This is a genomic window from Actinoplanes sp. NPDC051851 (assembly GCF_040681165.1).
GTDB lineage: Bacteria > Actinomycetota > Actinomycetes > Mycobacteriales > Micromonosporaceae > Actinoplanes.
In genome coordinates, this window is the sequence record NZ_JBFAYF010000109.1 from 1 (window position 1) to 18,356 (window position 18,356).

Annotated in this window: 20 protein-coding genes and 1 pseudogene; 11 read left to right on the plus strand and 10 right to left on the minus strand. The window is 72.4% G+C overall.

Annotation, left to right across the window (positions count from 1 at the left end):
* Positions 1–210: 210 nt before the first annotated feature.
* Both AB0M08_RS45395 and AB0M08_RS45400 read right to left on the minus strand, forming a co-directional pair.
* Entirely contained in the window at positions 211–1,230 is a 1,020-nt protein-coding gene (locus AB0M08_RS45395) for a dihydrodipicolinate synthase family protein (RefSeq protein ID WP_364507967.1), read from the minus strand.
* Positions 1,231–1,241: 11 nt separating this feature from the next.
* A complete protein-coding gene (locus AB0M08_RS45400; protein WP_364507970.1) occupies positions 1,242–2,315 on the minus strand; it encodes an ornithine cyclodeaminase family protein in 1,074 nt (357 codons plus the stop codon).
* A gap of 138 nt (positions 2,316–2,453) precedes the next feature.
* On the opposite strand from AB0M08_RS45400, the gene AB0M08_RS45405 reads away from it, so the two are divergent.
* Positions 2,454–3,161 (plus strand): GntR family transcriptional regulator, encoded by a 708-nt coding sequence (locus AB0M08_RS45405; RefSeq protein WP_364507973.1) that lies wholly within the window; start codon positions 2,454–2,456, stop codon positions 3,159–3,161.
* On the opposite strand, the gene AB0M08_RS45410 is transcribed toward AB0M08_RS45405, so the two are convergent.
* Together AB0M08_RS45410 and AB0M08_RS45415 are read right to left on the minus strand one after the other, a co-directional pair.
* Entirely contained in the window at positions 3,118–3,525 is a 408-nt protein-coding gene (locus AB0M08_RS45410) for a hypothetical protein (protein ID WP_364507976.1), read from the minus strand. The two genes, AB0M08_RS45405 and AB0M08_RS45410, sit on opposite strands and share 44 nt — an antisense overlap.
* A gap of 75 nt (positions 3,526–3,600) precedes the next feature.
* Entirely contained in the window at positions 3,601–4,548 is a 948-nt protein-coding gene (locus AB0M08_RS45415; RefSeq protein ID WP_364507979.1) for a LysR family transcriptional regulator, read from the minus strand.
* A 64-nt stretch (positions 4,549–4,612) separates the two neighbouring features.
* Here AB0M08_RS45415 and AB0M08_RS45420 point away from each other — a divergent pair, with 64 nt between their 5' ends.
* Both AB0M08_RS45420 and AB0M08_RS45425 read left to right on the plus strand, forming a co-directional pair.
* Positions 4,613–5,134 (plus strand): NUDIX hydrolase, encoded by a 522-nt coding sequence (locus tag AB0M08_RS45420; protein WP_364507982.1) that lies wholly within the window; start codon positions 4,613–4,615, stop codon positions 5,132–5,134.
* Between the two features lie 11 nt (positions 5,135–5,145).
* On the plus strand, positions 5,146–5,853 hold the full coding sequence (locus AB0M08_RS45425) for a sulfite exporter TauE/SafE family protein (protein ID WP_364508019.1): 708 nt from the start codon (positions 5,146–5,148) through the stop codon (positions 5,851–5,853).
* A 120-nt stretch (positions 5,854–5,973) separates the two neighbouring features.
* Here the strand turns inward: AB0M08_RS45425 and AB0M08_RS45430 are convergent, their stop codons facing one another.
* The 3 genes from AB0M08_RS45430 to AB0M08_RS45440 are packed head-to-tail and all read right to left on the minus strand — an operon-like array spanning position 5,974 to position 7,688.
* Entirely contained in the window at positions 5,974–6,645 is a 672-nt protein-coding gene (locus AB0M08_RS45430; protein WP_364507984.1) for a cation transporter, read from the minus strand.
* On the minus strand, positions 6,645–6,974 hold the full coding sequence (locus AB0M08_RS45435) for a metalloregulator ArsR/SmtB family transcription factor (protein ID WP_364507987.1): 330 nt from the start codon (positions 6,972–6,974) through the stop codon (positions 6,645–6,647). Before AB0M08_RS45435 ends, AB0M08_RS45430 begins: the two co-directional genes overlap by 1 nt.
* A gap of 54 nt (positions 6,975–7,028) precedes the next feature.
* Positions 7,029–7,688: a DedA family protein gene (locus AB0M08_RS45440; protein ID WP_364507990.1), complete on the minus strand. Its 660-nt coding sequence runs from the start codon at positions 7,686–7,688 to the stop codon at positions 7,029–7,031.
* Positions 7,689–7,996: 308 nt separating this feature from the next.
* On the opposite strand from AB0M08_RS45440, the gene AB0M08_RS45445 reads away from it, so the two are divergent.
* From AB0M08_RS45445 to AB0M08_RS45465, 5 genes are all read left to right on the plus strand, one after another.
* Entirely contained in the window at positions 7,997–8,713 is a 717-nt protein-coding gene (locus AB0M08_RS45445) for a CPBP family intramembrane glutamic endopeptidase (protein ID WP_364507993.1), read from the plus strand.
* 62 nt (positions 8,714–8,775) lie between these two features.
* A complete protein-coding gene (locus AB0M08_RS45450; RefSeq protein WP_364507996.1) occupies positions 8,776–9,399 on the plus strand; it encodes a TetR/AcrR family transcriptional regulator in 624 nt (207 codons plus the stop codon).
* A complete protein-coding gene (locus tag AB0M08_RS45455) occupies positions 9,396–10,334 on the plus strand; it encodes a patatin-like phospholipase family protein (RefSeq protein WP_364507998.1) in 939 nt (312 codons plus the stop codon). The genes AB0M08_RS45450 and AB0M08_RS45455 overlap by 4 nt, the downstream gene beginning before the upstream one ends.
* On the plus strand, positions 10,331–11,956 hold the full coding sequence (locus tag AB0M08_RS45460; protein ID WP_364508000.1) for an acyl-CoA dehydrogenase family protein: 1,626 nt from the start codon (positions 10,331–10,333) through the stop codon (positions 11,954–11,956). Before AB0M08_RS45455 ends, AB0M08_RS45460 begins: the two co-directional genes overlap by 4 nt.
* The gene (locus tag AB0M08_RS45465) at positions 11,953–12,075 is read left to right on the plus strand and encodes a hypothetical protein (protein WP_364508002.1); all 123 of its coding nucleotides are present in this window, start codon (positions 11,953–11,955) and stop codon (positions 12,073–12,075) included. Before AB0M08_RS45460 ends, AB0M08_RS45465 begins: the two co-directional genes overlap by 4 nt.
* A gap of 42 nt (positions 12,076–12,117) precedes the next feature.
* Here the strand turns inward: AB0M08_RS45465 and AB0M08_RS45470 are convergent.
* From AB0M08_RS45470 to AB0M08_RS45480, 3 genes and pseudogenes are all read right to left on the minus strand, one after another.
* Positions 12,118–12,234 (minus strand): annotated as a pseudogene (locus AB0M08_RS45470) (SDR family oxidoreductase); the annotation flags it as partial.
* 175 nt (positions 12,235–12,409) lie between these two features.
* Entirely contained in the window at positions 12,410–13,288 is an 879-nt protein-coding gene (locus AB0M08_RS45475; RefSeq protein WP_364508005.1) for an alpha/beta hydrolase, read from the minus strand.
* A 49-nt stretch (positions 13,289–13,337) separates the two neighbouring features.
* Entirely contained in the window at positions 13,338–16,145 is a 2,808-nt protein-coding gene (locus AB0M08_RS45480) for a CHAT domain-containing protein (RefSeq protein WP_364508008.1), read from the minus strand.
* 54 nt (positions 16,146–16,199) lie between these two features.
* Here AB0M08_RS45480 and AB0M08_RS45485 point away from each other — a divergent pair, with 54 nt between their 5' ends.
* The 3 genes from AB0M08_RS45485 (at position 16,200) to AB0M08_RS45495 (ending at position 18,297) form a co-directional block, all read left to right on the plus strand.
* Positions 16,200–16,580 (plus strand): hypothetical protein, encoded by a 381-nt coding sequence (locus AB0M08_RS45485; protein WP_364508011.1) that lies wholly within the window; start codon positions 16,200–16,202, stop codon positions 16,578–16,580.
* A 40-nt stretch (positions 16,581–16,620) separates the two neighbouring features.
* Positions 16,621–17,583: a hypothetical protein gene (locus AB0M08_RS45490; RefSeq protein ID WP_364508014.1), complete on the plus strand. Its 963-nt coding sequence runs from the start codon at positions 16,621–16,623 to the stop codon at positions 17,581–17,583.
* Between the two features lie 327 nt (positions 17,584–17,910).
* Positions 17,911–18,297 carry a hypothetical protein gene (locus AB0M08_RS45495; RefSeq protein WP_364508016.1) on the plus strand — a complete coding sequence of 129 codons (387 nt, stop codon included), beginning with the start codon at positions 17,911–17,913 and terminating at the stop codon, positions 18,295–18,297.
* The last annotated feature ends 59 nt before the right edge of the window (positions 18,298–18,356 follow it).

Genomic DNA, 18,356 nt, shown 5'->3' on the forward strand with positions numbered 1-18,356 from the left:
ATCCGATCTAGACACTCAGATGATCACTGATGAGCTGCGAGCCCTCACACTCGGACCGGACTCAGCCGCGAACCCCGCTCAACTTCGAAGAGCCGCCATGGTGCGGGGCGGCCGTTGTCCCGGGGAAATGACTCGAAAGGTTGCGGCCTGGCTCGGCGTTGAAAGGTTGCGGCCTGGCTCGGCGTTGAAAGGTTGCGGTTCGATGTGGTGTCAGGCGGGGTGGCGGCCGGTGAAGAACTCGCGGAACGGGGACATGCTCGGCGAGAGGCCCGCGTCGAGGAGGCCCTTGCGCAGGGCGGTCATCTGGGCGTCGTGGATGCGCTGGGTGGGCTGGCGCAGGGGGCCGCCGTTGTAGCCCTGGAGCCAGCCCTGGAATTTCCACGCCTGGCGGTTCAGGAAAGCGCCGCCGTGCAGGGCCGGAGCCAGACATGCCTTGATCTTGCGGGCGGGATGTAGCTGCCAGTAGATGTCGGTGGCCTCGTCGTATCGGCCGTCGCGGAGGAGGCGCATCACCCGGGGGATGGTGGGGCCGTAGTACTCGTGGTCGCTCGTTGCGGAGAGCTGCAGCGGCATGAGCTGGGAGAGCGGGATCAGCTCGGCCTCGATCGGCATGGAGATGACCACCTCGTCGCCGAAGAGGCGGTGGCACTCGATGACGCTCTGGATGCCGGGGAAGCCGCCCTCGGCCTTGATCACCGCGATGTTCGGACAGTCGTCGATCAGGCGGCGGATCAGGCGGGACGGGATGTCGGCGGGGTGCACTCGGGGACTGAAGCCCCAGAGGAACATCGGGAAGAGGATGACCGCCAGGTCGGTCGCGTCGCAGACCGCTCGCGTGTAGTCGTAGATGTCCTGCTCGGACTCGGGGTAGAAGTTCGGTGGATAGGAGAGCAGCACCAGCTCGGCGCCGGCCCGCTCCGCGGCTCGCAGGGCCTCCAGGTTCTGCGCCAGGTTGCTCCAGCTCGCGTGGTGGGTGACGACGAGGCGGTCGCCGGCCTCGTCCTTGATGATCCGGAGGAAGTCCGCATATTCCGGCACGCTGATGTTGACCTCGGAGACACCGAGCGTGCCGATGAAACCGTGCTCGATCGCCAGGCGGGTGTCGTGCCGGATCGCCGCCTCGTTGATGCCGCGCAGGTCGGCGGTGAACGACGGGATGGTGCAGTTCACCGCGCCGACGAGCCTCTCCCGGGCCCAGGACCGGGCTTCGGTACGCACATAGTCGGGCATGTCTCGTCCTCTCACTTCTGCACGGGTCGGATGGTGACCGGCAGCGTCGTGCCGAGGCCCAGCTCGCGGGCCCGCTCGACGCACATGGCCGCCACCGCGATGTCCTGAACCGCGGCGCCGACGGACTTGTAGACCACGATCTGCCCGTCCGCGGTGCGACCCGGGTGCCGCCCGGCGACCACGTCGGCCAGCGGAACCGTGCGGGAGACGTCGACCCCGGCGGCCGCGGCCGCGATCATGTCGCCGGTGTCGTGGACCACCTCGGCGGGCATGTCGGCGACCACGAGATCGGCGCGGGCGATCACCTCGGGGTCGACCTCGCGCTGCTCGGGCAGCGTGGAGCCGATCGAGAGCACGGTGACGCCCGGGCTGAGCCAGCGCCCGAGCAGCGTCGGGCTCTCGTCCCGGGACCGGGCCGCGCAGACGATCAGCCCGGCGCCGCGCACCGCCTCCTCGGCGGAGGGGACCGCCTCGACGCCCGGGAACGCGCGGGCGAAGTCGCTCCGGCTCCCGGCGTTGGGGCTGTGGACGCGTACCCGGGAAGGGGTGTGGCAGGTCAGAAGCGCCCTCAGGTGATGCCGCGCCTCGAAGCCCGACCCGATGACCGCGACGTCCGGTCCCGCGGCGGGCGCTCGGTCGCTCGGGGCAGTGAGCAGGCCGGCGGCGAGCGCGGAGGTGGCCGCCGTCCGGAAGCCGGTGATCGCGTGGCCGTCGAGCAGGGCGGTCAGCTCGGCGGTGGTCTCGTCGAAGAGCGGGATCAGGTAGGCGGCGCGGCCGTGGCGGGGAGCGGCCGCGATGAGCTTGGCACCCATCAGCCCGCCGCCCATCGGCCCGCCACCCATCGGCCCGCCGCCCATCGGCCCGCCGCCCATCGGCCCGGCACCTGACAACCCGGCACCTGACAACCCGGTGCCCGCCGCGACCCCGCTGAGCACCCGTAGCCAACTCGTCTCGCCGCGCGCCACGCTCCGCGGAGGGTAGCGGCGGTCGTCGACATCCACGGCATACGCCGCGCGCAGCGCCTCGACGGCGGGACGCCAGTCGAAGGCCGCGCGGACGTCGGTGTCGGTCAGGAAGAGGGTCACGGCGGGCCGCCTCGGGGGAGTGGTGCGACTGATGTTTGGATACTAAACATTGGATATTCTTGGTGCCAAGGGGGCGGGCGTGCCAGATGTGACATTGGATATTCTGGCCGCGGCGAGGGAAGAGCGAGGGAGGACCATGTGACCGGAATTCATCGGCGGATGGCCGACGAGGTGTACGCGCGCCTGCGCGAACAGATCGTCACCGGCGCCCGGGCGCCCGGCGACAAGCTGGACCCGACCCGGGTGGCGGCCGACCTGGACGTCAGCCGGACGCCGGTGCGGGAGGCGATCCTGCGGCTGGACGCCGAGGGCTTCGTGCACCGGCTGCCCTACAAGGGCGTCGTCGTGTCCGCCATCGACCTGGCCGGGGCGGCCGACGTCGCGGCGCTGCGGCTGCAGCTGGAGACGCTCGCGGTGCGGACCGCGGTGCCCCGGCTGACCGATCCTGACGTGGCGGCCATGCGGGTGCTGCACGATCAGCTCGCGAGCGAGATGCGGGGCGACGGCGCGCAGGAGTCGTTCCGTGCGCTGAACAAGGACTTCCACCTGGCGCTGTACCGCGCCGCCGGGTCGTCGTCACTGCTCCGGATGATCGAGGATCTGGCCAACCAGGCTGACCGGTTCCGACTTCATTTCGACGTACGCCACGGTCGGGCGATGGCCGATCACGCGGACATCCTGGCCGGCTGCGAGGCACGCGACGTCGGCGCCACGGTGGCGGCGACCCGCAAGCACCTGCTCGGTTCCTACCTGCTGATGCTCCCGGACGGCGAGTCGATCCCGGCCGGTTCGCTGCTCGACGTCACGCTGGCTGCAGAACCGGTGCCTGGATTGCCGCTGCCCTGACCGTTTCCGCCCGGCCCGCTTCCCCGGCGGCGTGGGCTGCGGCGTGAACAGCTCCGGCGTGAACAGCTCCGGTGTGGGGAGCTGCGGCGTGGGGAACTGCGGTACGAGCAGCTGCGGTGTGGGGAGCTGCGGCGCGGGTGGCGCTCGCCCGTAGCGCGGCGTCGGCGAAGCGCGGATCGAGTGGCGGTATCTCGACGGCCAGGCCGCGCGGCACGGCCAGGCTGATCGCGTAGTGCGGGAACGGGGTCAGGGTCGGGTGCACCTGCGCCTCGACGGCGGCGGGCAGGCCCAGCGAGCGGATCCAGGACTGCGCGCCGGCCTCGGTCAGGTGGCCCCGGCTGATGCCGAAATAGCGGATCTCCATGACCACTACCGTGATCGGAAGCGGACAACGCCCGGTGTTCCTCAGATGACCTGACGGTGAACGGGCCTTATGTCTTCACGCTGCCGGTGACGGGGGCAGACCGGCGGGCTCGGACGACCGCAGCTCGGCCGCCACCTCGCGCAGGACCGAGAGGAACCAGCGGTGCGCCGGATCCGCGTCGCGGCTCGGGTGCCACCATGCCGCCTCTAGCAGCACCGGCGCGGCGAACGGCGGCTCCACCAGCAGCAACTTCCCGTCCCCGGTGAACGCCCGCGCGATCCGCTCCGGTACGAACGCGACCGCATCGGTACGGCGTACCGCGAAAAGCAGCGGAAGGTGACCGTAGACGCGCATGCTGATGTGCCGATCGACGCCCGTCTGACCGAGCACCCGATCGACCGGCGTCTGGTGATGTCCGCGAAAGACCGTGACCGCGTGCGGCATGTCCCGCAGCGCGCTCACGCTCAGAAGACCGTTTTCCACGTACGTGTTACCGCGGTCCACCACACACACGTATCGGTCACGGAACAGTCGGAGATGCTCTCCCGCGAACCCGTACCCCGGCGGCCCGACGAGGAGGTCCTGACGCAGCAGCGCCCGCTCCGACCCACTCAGATCGTCGGCCATGTCGGTGAACGCCAGCCGCACCCTCGGCGCCGCCGCCTTCACCCGCCGTCGCAGCGGTTCGTGCAGCACCGACATCGCGTAGTCGCTCAATGTCACGGTGAAGATGCGCTCGCTGCTCGCCGGATCGAACCCCTCGGTCACCCGTAGCGCGTCCCCGAGCAACTGCACCGCCTCCTGCACCGCGGGGATCATCGAGCGGGCGAACGGGGTCAACTCGTACTCCCGCCCCACCCGGACCAGCAGTTCGTCGTCGAAGTGCCGGCGCAGTCTGCCGAGCGCCGCACTCATCGCGGGCTGTCCCATGCCGACCCGCGCGCCCGCGTGCGTCACGTTCTCCTCCTCGAGCAGCGCACGCAGCGCGACGAGCAGGTTGAGATCGACGGTCCCCAGGTTCACGCCTCGTAGTCTCGCGCATCCTGCCTACCGTCAACCTGAGGAGTGCCTGGCAGTATGGCGAGCGATGGAGAAGATCAGCAGTCGCGTCGTGTACCAGAACCCCTGGATGACCGTTCGTGAGGACGGCATCCGCCGGGCCGACGGCAGCCCCGGCATCTACGGCGTGGTCGAGAAACCGGACTTCGCCCTGGTCATGCCCCGCTGGGCGGACGGCTTCTGGCTCGTCGAGCAGTTCCGCTACCCCACCGGCCGCCGCGGCTGGGAGTTCCCGCAGGGCGGCTGGGCCGAGGGCAGCACCGGCGACCAGCGGGAGCTCGCCGCGCACGAGCTGGCCGAGGAGACCGGCCTGCGCGCCGGAACGATGACACATCTCGGACACCTCTGCGAGGCGATCGGGTACTCCACCCAGGGCTTCGACGTCTACCTGGCCGAGGACCTCACCGAGGGTGAACCGGACCGCGAGATCACCGAGCACGGCATGATCCACCGTGCGGTCACCGACCGGGAGATCGCCGAGATGATCCGAACCGGGCAGATGGTGGACGCGTCGTCGCTGGCCGCCCTGACGCTGTACCACCTCCGCTGACCCTCCTGCTGCTGTTCGCGCTCGCCCTGGCCGCCGGGGTCCTGGGCGGCGTGGTCGGCACCGGTTCGTCGATGGTCCTGCTCCCCGCGCTGGTCCTGCTCTACGGCCCACGCACCGCGGTCCCGGTGATGGCGGTCGCCGCGGTGCTGGGCAACATCGGCCGGGTGATCGCCTGGTGGGGCCGGATCGCCTGGCCTCCGGTGCTCGCGTACGCCCTCCCCGGCATCCCGGCGGCGGTCCTCGGCGCGCAGACCCTGCTCACCATCCCACCCCGGGTGATGGACGGCTGTCTCGCGCTCTTCTTCGCCACGATGATCCCTGTCAGACGCCTGGCCGCCCGCGCTCGCTGGCGGATGCGCCTCTGGCAGATGGCGTTCGCCGGCTGCGCCGTCGGCTTCCTGACCGGCATGATCCTGTCGACCGGCCCGCTCAGCGTCCCGATCTTCTCCGCGTACGGGTTGACCGAGGGCGTCTTCCTGGGCTCGGAGGCCGCGAGCGCTCTCCTGCTCTACGCCGGCAAGCTGGCCACCTTCCAGACCGCGGGAGCGCTGGGCCCGGAGGTCGCGCTCCGCGGCATCGTGATCGGTACGGCATTGCTGATGGGTTCGCTGCTCGCCCGCCGGATCCTCCGCAAGGTGACGGTCCGCCATTACGAGATCCTCATCGACACCGTCCTCGCCGTGGCCACGACCGGCATGCTGCTGAGCGCCCTGCGATGATGCCCCGCAGGTCGCGCGCGGAGAAGCCCGAGGCCCTGGAGCGCATCCGCTACCTCGCCGACGCGACCGGCACCTGTGGTTCGTCGAACGTGAGCCGGACTGCTCCCCGGAGGTGTGCGGCTACCCCGCGCCGGAGCAGCAGTCGCAGGACTGAGCGGTCGCCGGGATCGGCGCGGTTGCCGGGACCGGGGCGCAGCACGGGTCGCCGCGCCACGCGTCCCGGCCCTCCTTCGCCGCTACGGCCGCGATGACGAGCGCCGCGAGCGGGTCCGCCCAGCCCCAGCCGAACAGGCTGTTCGCGCCGAGCCCGATCAGCAGTACCGCGGACAGGTAGGTGCAGAGCAGCGTCTGCCGGGAGTCGGCCACCGCAGTGCGGGATCCGAGCTCGCGGCCGGCGCGGCGCTGCGCGTACGACAGCCCGGGCATGATCACGAGGGAGGCCGCCGCGAGCACGAGCCCGACCGTGGAGTGTTCCGCCTCGGCGCCGCCGAGCAGGGCGATCAGCGACTCCGCGCCGACGTAGGCCGCCAGCGCGAAGAACGAGACGGCGATGACCCGCAGCGCCGTCCGCTCCCGTGCCCGTGGGTCCGGTCCGGCGAACTGCCAGGCCACCGCGGCCGCCGACGACACCTCGATCACCGAGTCCAGCCCGAATCCGATCAGTGCCGCGGAGCCCGCCCCGGCGCCGGCCCCGATCGCCACGACGGCTTCCAGGACGTTGTATCCGATGGTGGCGCCGACCAGGATCCGCACCCTGCGCTCCAGCGTCGCTCGCCGGGTGCCGGTCGTCATCAGCAGCAGCCCTTGTCGGCGCTCTCCGGGCAGGCGGCCGGGTCCACCGTGAGGACCAGCCCGAGCAGGTCGGTCAGCGCGTGCCGGATCCGCTCGCCGGCCAGCTCGTACCGCGTCCGGCGGCCCTGCGGCACGGCGACGACCAGGCCGCAGCCGCGCAGGCAGGCCAGGTGGTTCGACAGGTTCTGCCGGGTCACGCCGAGTGTCTCGGCCAGCTCGGCCGGGTAGCCGGGTGCCTCGCGCAGCGCCAGCAACAGCCGTGCCCGTGTCGTGTCCGACAACGCGTGACCGAATCGGGCGAGTACCTGCCCGTGCACCACCGTCTCCATGGCGCAACCGTACAGTGAAAGCTGTATTCAGAAAAGGCTGAACAGATGTCGGGGTCAGCGGGTGGCGAACTCGGGGCGCGGGGCGACCACGCCGACCAGGCAGCGGTGGCGGACGGCGGCGCGCTGGATCGCCTGCCGCCGCTCGACGCGCTTCTCGATGCGCTTGCCGATGAACGCGTGGACACCCGCCAGCGCGCTCCCGATGGCCAGCCCGCACGCGGCGCCCAGCAGCGGCGACTCCGAGAAGACCGCGCCGCCCAGCCGTCCGAGGCCGATCGCGTAGACCGCCCACGCGGCGCACGCCAGCGCGCTGAACACGCCGAACCGGCGGAGCGGCAGCGCGACCGAGCCGGCCGCCAGGGTCGTCGCGGTCCGGCCGTACGGGAGAAAACGACCCACCAGGATGGCGGTGGCGCCGTAGCGGGTGAGGGCACGCTCGGCCTTGCCGCGGGCGGCGGCGAACTTCGCGTTGGTGATCCGGCGGCCGGCGCGGCGCCCGAGCAGGTAGGAGATCCGGTCCCCGGCGACGCCACCCGCGACGACGGCCCCGGCGAGCGCCGCGACGTTCGGCTCGCCGGTCGCCGAGAGCGCGCCGAGGCCGATCACCAGGGTCTCCGAGGGCAGGAACGGCAGGAAGCCGTCGACGGTCACCGCGACGAAGACGATCAGGTAGAGCCAGGGCGAGCAGATCAACGGCATCAGGTGGTCCGGCATCGGTGGGCGCCTCCTTCCTTTCCTGCTGTCGGCCGTACGAAGTCTGAAGATCCCGCTCACTGCCGGCTTCTGGCTGGCGTTCCGGGGTGCCTGACACGCGGCGAGACACCCCGGAGCGCCAGCCAGGGGTCGGCGCGGACCTCAAAGGTTGGGCGGCGGGGGTTGCGGGGTGGGTGCACGGCCGGGTGTCGGCCGGTTGTCGCGGCCGATCCGGTCAAGATCGGCTAAAGCGGTCGGCGAGGTGTAAGTCACACGAATCACCGATACCCGGACGGGGGAGCTGCCCCGGCGAGTAACGTCTGGCGGCTGTGAGCAGCCATCCGTCGCGCCGCAGAGTCGCGCTGGTCCTCGGCGCCGTGCTGGTGACGCTGGTGGCGGTGAACGTCGCCACCAAGTACGGCCCGCCGGGCACCGGTCTGATCGCCGGGCCGCTGGTCGCGCTCGGCCTGGTGCTGCTCGCCCGCCGGGCCGGGCTGAGCTGGCACGACCTCGGCCTCTCCCCGCGCTCGCTGGGCGGCCGGTACGCGATCGGCGCCGTCCTCGCCGTCGCGGCCGTCTACGCCGTCGCCGCGCTGCTCCCGGCGACCCGCCCGGTCTTCCACGACGTGCGCTACCACGCGTCGCTGAGCACCGGGCTGATGACGGCGTTCGTGGTGATCCCGCTCGGCACCGTACTGCTGGAGGAGATCGCGTTCCGCGGGGTGCTGCTCGGCCTGGTCCACCGGCACCGCGGCGCGACCTGGGCGAGCACCACGTCGTCGCTGCTCTTCGGCCTCTGGCACATCCTGCCGTCGCTGCACCTGGCCCAGGCCAACCAGGGCGTCGGCGAGATGTTGGGCACCGGCCGGACCGGGCAGGTCCTCGCCGTGGCGGGCGCCGTCGGCTTCACCGCGGTGGCCGGGCTGCTCCTCTGCGAGCTGCGGCGCCGGAGCGGGAGCCTGCTGGCGTCGGCGGCGCTGCACTGGGCGACGAACGGGCTGGGCGTGCTGGTCGCGGTGACGCTCGCCATGGCGCCCAAGTTATGAATCGTGATTCAATGCTTCTCACTGAGCACTGAATCCGGATTCAAAGCTTTGGGGGAGTTCGGGTGGCCTACCGGCAGACCGCGTTGACCAGGAAGAACGCCGAGGACAGGCGGGACGGGCTACTCCGCGCCGCCCGAGCCCTGGTGGCGACCGGCGGGTTCAAGGCGGCCACCGTCGCCGCGATCGCCGACCGGTGCCAGGCCAGCGTCGGCTCGGTCTACTCGTACTTCGACGGCCGCGACCGCCTGCTCGCCGAGGTGTTCCGCAGTGCCGCCGGTCACGAGGTCGACGTGGTCCGCGCCGCCGTCACCGGCGCCGGGCACTCCGCCGCGGAACGGCTCGGCGCGCTGATCGACACCTTCGGCGCGCGCGCCCTGCACGGCCGCCGGATGGCCTGGGCGATGCTCTTCGAGCCGGCCGGACCGGTGATCGAGGCCGAGCGGCTGGACTACCGCCGCAGCTACACCGCGATCGGCGAACAGATCATCAGCCTCGGGCTCGCCGACCGGCAGCTGGTCCCGCAGGATCCCGGGCTCGCCTCCTCCGCGGTGATGGGCGCGGTCTCCGAGGCGCTGGTCGGGTGGCTGCGCCCGGAGAGCCCGGAACCCTCCGCCGAGGAGCAGACCCGGGTGATCGACGGGATCCGGGAGTTCTGCTTCCGCGCCCTCGGGGTGCGTGCGGCATGACGCTGGCGATCGTGAAACCCGTCCGGGACGTGCTCGCCGAGCGCCACCGGACCGGCGGCAACGACGACGGCGCGACGGTCGCGCTGGTCATCGAGGGCGGCGGCATGCGCGGCATCGTCTCCGCCGCGATGGCCGCGGTGATCGAGCGCGAGGGCCTGCTCCCGCTGATCGACATGGTCGTGGGCACCTCGGCGGGCGCCGTCAACGCCGCCGCCCTGACTGTCGGCGCCATCGGCGCCATGGCCGACTCCTACGCCGAGGTCTTCGCCTCACCCGAGTTCATCGACGTGCGCCGGGTCGCCCGTGGACGGCCGATCATCGACGGCACCCGGATCGTCGACCACGTCGACCGGCTCTTCGACATCGGCGCGGCGGCCGGGACCGACTGGGCGGGCCGGCTCGCCATGGTCGCCACCGACGTGGAGACCGGCCGGGCGGTCGCGCTCTCCGACTTCACCAGCCGCGCCGACCTGGTCGGCAGCCTGCACGCCTCCGGGCTGCTGCCGATGCTCGCCGGCGGCCCGGTCGAGCTGCGCGGGCGGCGCTGGCTCGACGGCGGCATCGTGGAGGCGGTGCCGGTCGTCGCGGCGGCCAAGCGCGGCGCCACCCACGCGATCGTGCTCGCCACCCGGCCGCCCGGCACCCAGCCCGCGTACGGCCCCGCCGACCTGGTGGTCGAGCGCTACCTGCGCCGGCTCAACCCGGAGCTGGCGATGGCGTACCGGGGCCGCCCGCACCGGTACCGGGAGACGCTGCAGCAGGTCCGGGACGGCTGGAGCAACGGCCTGAGCACCCTGGCCCTCGCCCCGCGCGTCGGCGACCCGCTGCCGTCCCGGCTCGAACGCGACCAGGACGCGCTGCGCGCCGCGCGATCGGCGGCCACCGACAGCGCCCGGCGGTCCCTGGCGTTCCTCCTCGAAGGGAAGACACGATGAGCGGCACGCACGAGGTCTTCAACCAGGCACCGCCCCGCGCGGGACTCAACGAGTACCTGATCAACCCGGCGCTGACCGAGGCGGTCAAACGGTACGACGCGCAGTGGGCCGTCCCGCAGCTCACCGAGGTCGGCGCGCTGATCGGGCGGGCCGACTTCCAGCGCGACGCGGAGCTGGCCAACACGCACCCGCCGGTCTTCGACAGCCACGACCGCTGGGGCAACCGGGTCGACGCGGTCGGATTCCACCCGGCCTACCACCGGATCATCGGCGCGGCGATCGAGCACGGCGCGCACACCAGTTGCTGGTCGTCGCCGCGTGCCGGCGCGCATGTCGCCCGGGCCGCCACGTTCATGCTCTTCGCGCAGGTCGAGCCGGGTCACGGCTGCCCGGTCAGCATGACCCACGCGGTGGTCCCGTCGCTCCGCTTCACCCCCGGGCTCGCCGACCAGTGGCTGCCCCGCGTCTTCTCCCGCTCCTACGATCCCGAGCTGCGCGATCCCGCGACCAAGCAGTCGGCGATCTTCGGGATGGCGATGACCGAGAAACAGGGCGGTTCGGACGTACGCGCGAACACCACGCACGCGGCCGACGCCGGCGACGGAAGCTGGCGTCTCACGGGCCACAAGTGGTTCTGCTCGGCGCCACAGTCCGACGCCTTCCTGGTCCTCGCGCAGGCGCCCGGCGGCCTCTCCTGCTTCCTCGTGCCGCGCGTACTCCCCGGCGGCGACCGCAACGTCTTCCGCATCCAGCGCCTCAAGGACAAGCTCGGCAACAAGTCCAACGCCTCCTCCGAGATCGAGCTCGCCGGCACCACCGGCTGGCTGGTCGGCGAGGAGGGCCGCGGCGTGCGCACGATCATCGAGATGGTGGCCCAGACCCGCCTCGACTGCGTGCTGGGCAGTGCCGCGGGCATGCGCCAGTCGGTTGCAGAAGCAGCTTTCCACGTACGGCACCGCAGCGCCTTCGGCGCGCTCCTGATCGACCAGCCCGCCATGACAGCCGTGATCGCCGATCTGCAGGTGGAGGCCGAGGCCGCCACGTGGACGGCGCTGCGCCTCGCGTCCGCCTACGACAGCGACGACGCCGAGGCGGTGGCGTTCCGCCGGCTGGCCACGGCGGTCGGCAAGTACTGGATCTGCAAGCGGGGCCCGCACCACGCGTACGAGGCCCTCGAATGCCTCGGCGGCAACGGCTACACCGAGGCGTTCCCCCTCGCGCGCCGCTACCGCGAGCAGCCGGTGATGGCGGTCTGGGAGGGCTCCGGCAACGTGATCGCCCTCGACGTCCTGCGCGCCATGTCCCGCGAGCCGGAGTCCGTCCTCGCCGTGGACCGCGAGATCACCTCCGCCCTGGGCGTCTACCCGGTCTTCGACGAGCACGTGGCCGCCACCCGCAAACTGGTCTGGCAGGTCTCCAAGGACCCGTCCTCGGCTCCGGCGACCGCCCGCCGGGTGGTCGAGTCCCTGGCCTTGGCGTTGCAGGCCACGGTCCTGATCCGCGAGGCCCCGACCGCGGTGGCCGACGCCTTCGTGGCGGCGCGCCTGGGCCCGGACCGCACCTTCGAGTACGGCACCCTCGCCCCCGGCCTGGACCTGGCCGCCATCGCCGCCCGCGCGTGACCACGATCCCGGACCACCACGTCACGGCCGGTTTCGGCGACCCGCCCGGCCCCACCTACGACGCCTTCACCCGGGCATGCGAGCCGGCCGCCGGCAGCGGCGTGCTCTCCTTCCGGTGATCGAGCGGCTCCGGGAGTTCCAGGCGCTCGGCGCGGACACGTTCATGATCGCGCCGACCTCGCCGTCGCGGTGACGCCGCCGTCGACGAGCAGGTCGGTGCCGGTGATGAAGCCGGCGTCCGGGCCGAGCAGGAAGGCCGCGGCGGCCGCGATGTCGCTCGGGGTGCCGTACCCGCAGCCCTCTCACCGGCGCCACCGTCAACGACCTGCTGACCGTGATCACCGGCACCTCCGCGCCTCCCGGGTGACGAGCCCGCGGCGGGCGGCTCGATCGTGGCGATCTGTGCCGGTATCTCGACCGGAACTTGCCACGATCGACATCTATGAGGGCACGTCAGGCGGGGGCCGGGGTCTCCGCGGCGAACGTGACGATGCGGTCGGCGAGCTGGTCGGGGTTCCAGAGGACCACGTCGTGGCTGGCCTCCGGGATGAGCTCGGTGACCGCGTGCGGCATCCGCTCCGTGACCCGGGCCGCCACCTCGCGGGCGTTGTACAGCTGGCTGTGGGCGCCGAACACCATCAGCGTGGGTGCGGTGATCCGGCCCAGGTCGTCGTCGGTGAGCGGCGTGGGTAAGATGTGCCGGCGCCGGAAGCCGAAGGAGGCCTTGACCAGCGGCATCACGTCGTCATCGCGCAGTGTCACGTTGCGCAGCGGGCCCGCCAGCGCGTGCCGGACCGGGCGGGGCGTGAACGACGTCAGCCCGCCCGCGATCATCCAGGCCACGAACTTCGCGCTGACCTTTCCGAAGCCGCCCGGGTCGACCAGTGCGAGGCTCGCCACGGTCTGCGGTGAGTGCAGCGCGTGGCAGAGGGCGACCCAGCCGCCGTACGACGTTCCGACCAGGTGGCAGCGCGGAACGCCGAGCCCGGCGAGCACCTCGTCGAGCCAGGCGGACCAGTCGGCGCCGCTCTCGATGGCGCGGGTCTGTACCGACGGGCCGGGCTCGCCGACCGGGTCGATGGCGATCACCGGGCGGGACCCGGCGAGCCGGCGGACGTGGGCGTGCCACATCAGTGCCGGGCCGCCCGAGCCGGGCAGCAGCACGAACGGTGTCCGGTCACCGGAGCCGAGGCGGTGGACGCGGGTCGTGCCGAAGCCGGTCGTCACGTCGGAATCGGCCGATGAGGACGGCCAGAGCCGCGCGACGGTGTCGTCGTAGAGGGCGAAGAAGCGCTCGCGGGCCTGATCGTTACGGAACTCGCTGACTGGCATCGGGGCCTCCGTTCACCGCTTTACGTGATACGAGCGTATCATAAAAGCGCTACGGGCCGGTGTGGATGAGGGCCGCCCACAGGTCCGGGCGGTCCGGGCGCTCGGTCCGCACCCGGTCGATGGCCCGGTCCAGGGCCAGCGCCGCGCCGCTCGCGTCCAGCGCGCCGCCCGCCGTCAGCGACGCGTACACGTCCCCGGCCACCTGTGCGGCAACCCGGTCGGAGACCGCCCACTGGCTCCCGATCACGTGCCGGAAACCGGCCAGCTGCAGCGCCGCGGTCAGGTGGATCGCCTCGTCGGGCAGGTCCCGGCCGCCCGCCGCGGTCCGGCACGCGGACAGGTACGCCAGATCCCCGGCCGCCCCGGACCGCCCGGCCAGATCGAGCACGCTCAACCGTCCGTCGACCAGCCGCAGCGCCCCGGCCGACGGGCGCTCGAAGTCCTGCGTACCGTGGCAGGCGAAGTGTGCCCATCCATGCTCGTCGAGCGCGGCCAGCACCGCCGCCACCGTCGCGCCCCGCCCGGACAGGATCCGCAGCCCGGGAACGTGCGAGCTGACCGCCCGCAGCTCCTCGCTCACCGACGGCAGCGCCGCCTGCCCGGGCAGCGCCGCCACACCCACCGCGAACGCGCGCGGCGGACCGGACACCGCCACCCGGGCCCGCAGCAGCGCCGACAGACTGGGCGTGTAGGACGACACGCACCGGGCCGCCACCGACGACCGCGGCCGCGCCCCGAACCGGCCCGCCGCGTGCAGCGGCAGCATGGTCAGCGGACCGGCCGGACACCACCACACCCGATGCCGTTCCACCTGCGGGAACAGCCCGTCCAGTGCCGTGCAGACCGGCTCACCCACGGTGTCCCAGAGCCACCGCTGCACCGCGACCAGGGTCTGCCGCAACGCCGCCCCGGCGACCGCCCCGCCGCCGCTCTCCACCTCATGCTGCGCCGCCAGCAGCGCCGCCGCCCGCTTCTGCGCCGCGTCGTGCGCCAGCCACGGCAGCGGGACGTGGTGAACCTCTCCGGCCGTCACGATCAGGGCGTCACTGCGATACCGCGACGTGCTGACCAGGACGACCGCCCCACCGGCACCGGCATGCCGCAGCACGTCGAACGCCGCCGGACTCAAAAACCCTTCAAAACCCTGCTTCCGGCGTACGTCGGAAAGAAGTTGATCCCAACGCTCGACGAGCCGCCGCCGTCGCCCGGTGTCACCGGTGCTGAAGGCCGGCAGACCGCCCGCGTGCACCGAGATGTCGGCGATCTCCGCACCGTCCAGCTCCCGGCGCACCTCGTCGAGCTCCGCGGCCAGCCGGGGCGCGACGGCGGCCAGCGCGGACAGGTCGCTGCGCGTCTGCACGGCCTGCGACCAGAGCACCTGGCGCCCCTGTTCGAGCAGCTCCACCGCCCGCTCGGGACGGCCCGACGCGATCGCCCACGCCGCCGCCTCACCCGCCAGACCGCTCGCCGTCGCCAGCCGCTTCTCCTGTACGCCCCGGTCCAGCCCCCGCCAGGCCAGCAGCGGCAGCAACTCGACCGCCACGGTGTGCGCCTCCAGGGCGAGCGCGCCGTCACCCTCCTCCGCCGCCGTCTCCGCCCACTTCCGGGCCGCGGTCATCCTGATCTCGATCGGACCCACCGGGGAACCCGCCGCCGACCGCCACATCCCCACCGCCGCGTCCAGGTCGGCCGGATCCCGGTCGATCAGGTACCGGATCCGCAGCGCCGAACCGAGGATGTTCAGCGCCCGCGCCCGGTCCGGATTGCCCGGCGACAGGTGGGCGAGCGCCTGCTTGCCGATGTCGACCGCGGTACGCACCCCGTCCGGATCGCTGCCCAGCCGGGCCTGCGCGAGCAGCACGTTCGCCAGGTTGGCCAGGTGACTCGCCTGCGACGCGCCCTCGCCCTGCGACGCCACCGCCTCCCGGGCCCGCCGGACGGCCTCCTCCAGATGACGTGGCGACCGCCCCTCCAGGGCCTGCACGAAGAGCAGCGCGGCGTGGTTGGCGAGCAGTTGGGCGCGGGCCGACTCTCCCCGGGGCAGGTCCGCCACCAGCGCCCGGCTGATCCGCACCGCGTCGAGCAGGTCCTCGGTCGCGCCGTCGGTCCGCATCCAGCGCTGCATCAGCGCGAACGCGAGCGCGCTCTGCAGCGGCATCCGGTCCACGTGGCGGCGGGGGAGCCCGGCCAGCCCGGTCCGGCAGTGCGCGATCGCCTCGTCCACGTCGGCCCGGTCGCCGGTGCGGGCGTACCGCAGGCCCAGGCAGGCGGCGAGGAAGTTCCGGGCCGTGCTCACGAACTCCGGATCGGACGATCGCCCGAGCCGCCGGGCCAGCCGGACCGCGGTGTCGATCTCCACCAGCCGGCCGAACCGCTGAAAGCTCATCTGGTACGCCGTGATGCACCGGACGAGGACCTCGCCCTGCATCGCATCCGGCTCTCCCTTCTCCGCGCCCGCCTCGACGGCCGCGAGCGCGGCGGCGGCGTACCGGACCGCCGCGGTGATGTCGGCGGGGCGGTGCCCGACCTCGTACCGGGCCGTCGCCACCCAGGCCAGCTGCGCCAGCATCAGCGGCCTGACGTCGGTGTTCCCGTCCCGCTCGGTCAGCGCGTCGGCCCGCTCGGCGAGGGCCGCCGCGGACTCCAGGAACGTGTCGTCCCCGGCCAGCCGCCCGCGCCGCAGCAGCACGGTGGAGAGCGCCAGCAGCCAGTCGACGCGCTCCGGCTCCGCGGCGAGGAACCCGCGCACCATCCGCTCCGCCTCGACCAGGCGTGACTCGTCCCCGTCCCGGTCGTACTCGACGATCAGCGCGTCCACCCGCAGGCCCGGATCAACGAACTCCCCTGGGACAGGCACGGGTTCAGTACATTCGGAAGCGTCCTGATCGTCAATGGAGGGGGAGTGTCGAGAGTGGAGGTCACGACGGACCGGCAACTGCTGGCCACGCTCTGCGCGGCGCTGCCCGCCCTGCGCGAACGGGCCGACGCCGGGTTCTGGTCCGACCGGCTGGACGAGGCGGTCGGCGACCTGGCCGGCGGGGAACCGGTCCGCGAGGTGTGCCGACGCCTGGGCCTGCTGCCGGACGGTGAGGTCGCCCGCGGCGGGGAGCCGGGCGGTCTGGTCCCGGGCGTCGAGGGCGCGCACCTGGTGGCGATCGCCGAGGTGACGCTGGACGGCGACTACCGGTGCCCGCTGACCCGCTGCGCCCGCCGGGCCCACCGCGACGACCGCGGCCGCGTCCCGTTCTGCGCGCTGGCCGAGCAGCCGATGACGTTCCGGGGCCGGCAGTGATCACCCCGCCGGTCTTCTCACCGGCCGCCGGGGACCGGCCATGATCGATGCGCTTCTCGGGGAACTGGGGCGCCGCCTGACGGACCGGTGGCTGACCCGCGCCGTCGGGCCCGGGCTGCTCTGGTGCGCGATCGCCGCGTACGCGATCGCGCCCGCCCGACGCTCCACCTTCGACGTGCACGGCGCCGTGCTGGCCGCCGCGAAAGGGCTGGACCACCTGATCCACCAGGTCAGCCTCGGCGTGGTGTGCGGCCTGCTCACGGTGGCCGTCGCCGCCGCCGCGGCGGCCGTGGCCACCGGCGCCGGAGCGCTGGCCCGTTTCGTCTGGCTGGGCCGCTGGCCGGGCCCGTCCCGCCCGCTCGCCACGCTGCTGACCACCCGCCGCCGCGCCGCCGCCGAGCGCCGGCTGGCCGCCCGCCGCCGGGCGCTGCCCGCCGTCTACCTCCCGGACCGCCCGACCTGGATCGCCGACCGGATCCGGCTGACCGAGGACCGGGTCGCCGCCCAGTACGGCCTCCGCCTCGGCCTGATCTGGCCCCGCCTCTGGCTGCTGCTCGCCCCGGAGGACCGGATCCACGTGACCCAGGCCCGCGACCGTTTCGACCGCTCCGGCGACGTGGCCGGCTGGGCCCTGCTCTACGCGGTGCTGGCGCTCTGGTGGTGGCCGGCGGTGCTCGCCGGCGTCCTGCTCGCGGTGATCGCCTGGTGGCGGGCGCGGACGTCGGCGGCCCTCTTCGCCGACGTGGTGGAGGCCACGGTCGACCTGCGGCACCGCGCCCTGGTCACCGAGCTCGGCTTCGCGGTCGCACCGGGCCACCCGCTCGACCCGGCGACCGCCGACGCCATCAACGACCTGCTCCACAAGGGCGGCAGCGGGTACGAGCAGGTCCCGTCGCTGCCCGTCCCGCAGCCCGTCCCGCCGTCCGCGCCGCCGCCTGCGCCGCCGTCCGCGCCGAAGGAGTCTCGGGCCTCGCCCGTGGAGCCGCGCACTCAGGAGGCCTGACCTCCGGGGTCCTTCTCGCGCGATCTGCGGTGCCGTCGGGGCGGTCCGGGTTCACGATCATGGACGGCTGGGGCGGTGGGGATCCGCGATCGCCACCGCTGCCGCTGAATGGATTCCCTCGCACCCGGGCGAAGACCGGATTGCAACCGATCATTCTCGCAGGCGTCCGCGAGATGCACCGATTCGAGGGGTGGCTGCACAGGTTCGGGAAATGCGAGGGAGGCGGCCGGAAATATCGTAAAATCAACAGACATTTGATCGGTCGAATCGATTCCGCCTTGTTTGGATTCTGTCTTCCAGGAACGTGATCAAGAGTGGAGAAATTGCATGAAGAAGAGCTTCTTTTTGGGTACGGTTGGCGCCCTGGCGCTCGGACCCTCTGTGGCCGTGACCCCGGCCTACGCTGCTGTACCGGTGCCCGACCAACCTTGCATTCTGTCGATCGATCCCACGGTGAGCGTCGGCTATGCGGTAACGGCAGAGATTAAGCAGTGCCCGCCGCAGGCCTTGGTCGAGGGGGTTGATTGGAAGTTCATCGATCCCGGATCGAGCTCGGGGGACGCGTCGAGCGAGTTTTCCTACGAGGGATCCGCTCTCTATCCCGAGAAGGAGCTGACCCAGACGTTCGACATGTGGGATATCGGAACATTCCGCGCGGAGGACATGGCATCAGATTCCGTAACTAATCAGGTCGGTCGTTTCGGGCCGGTTTGATCTTGGTGGGGTTGTTGGGCAGGATGTCCGGGTGTCCGAGATGCCGTCCATCGTGGAGT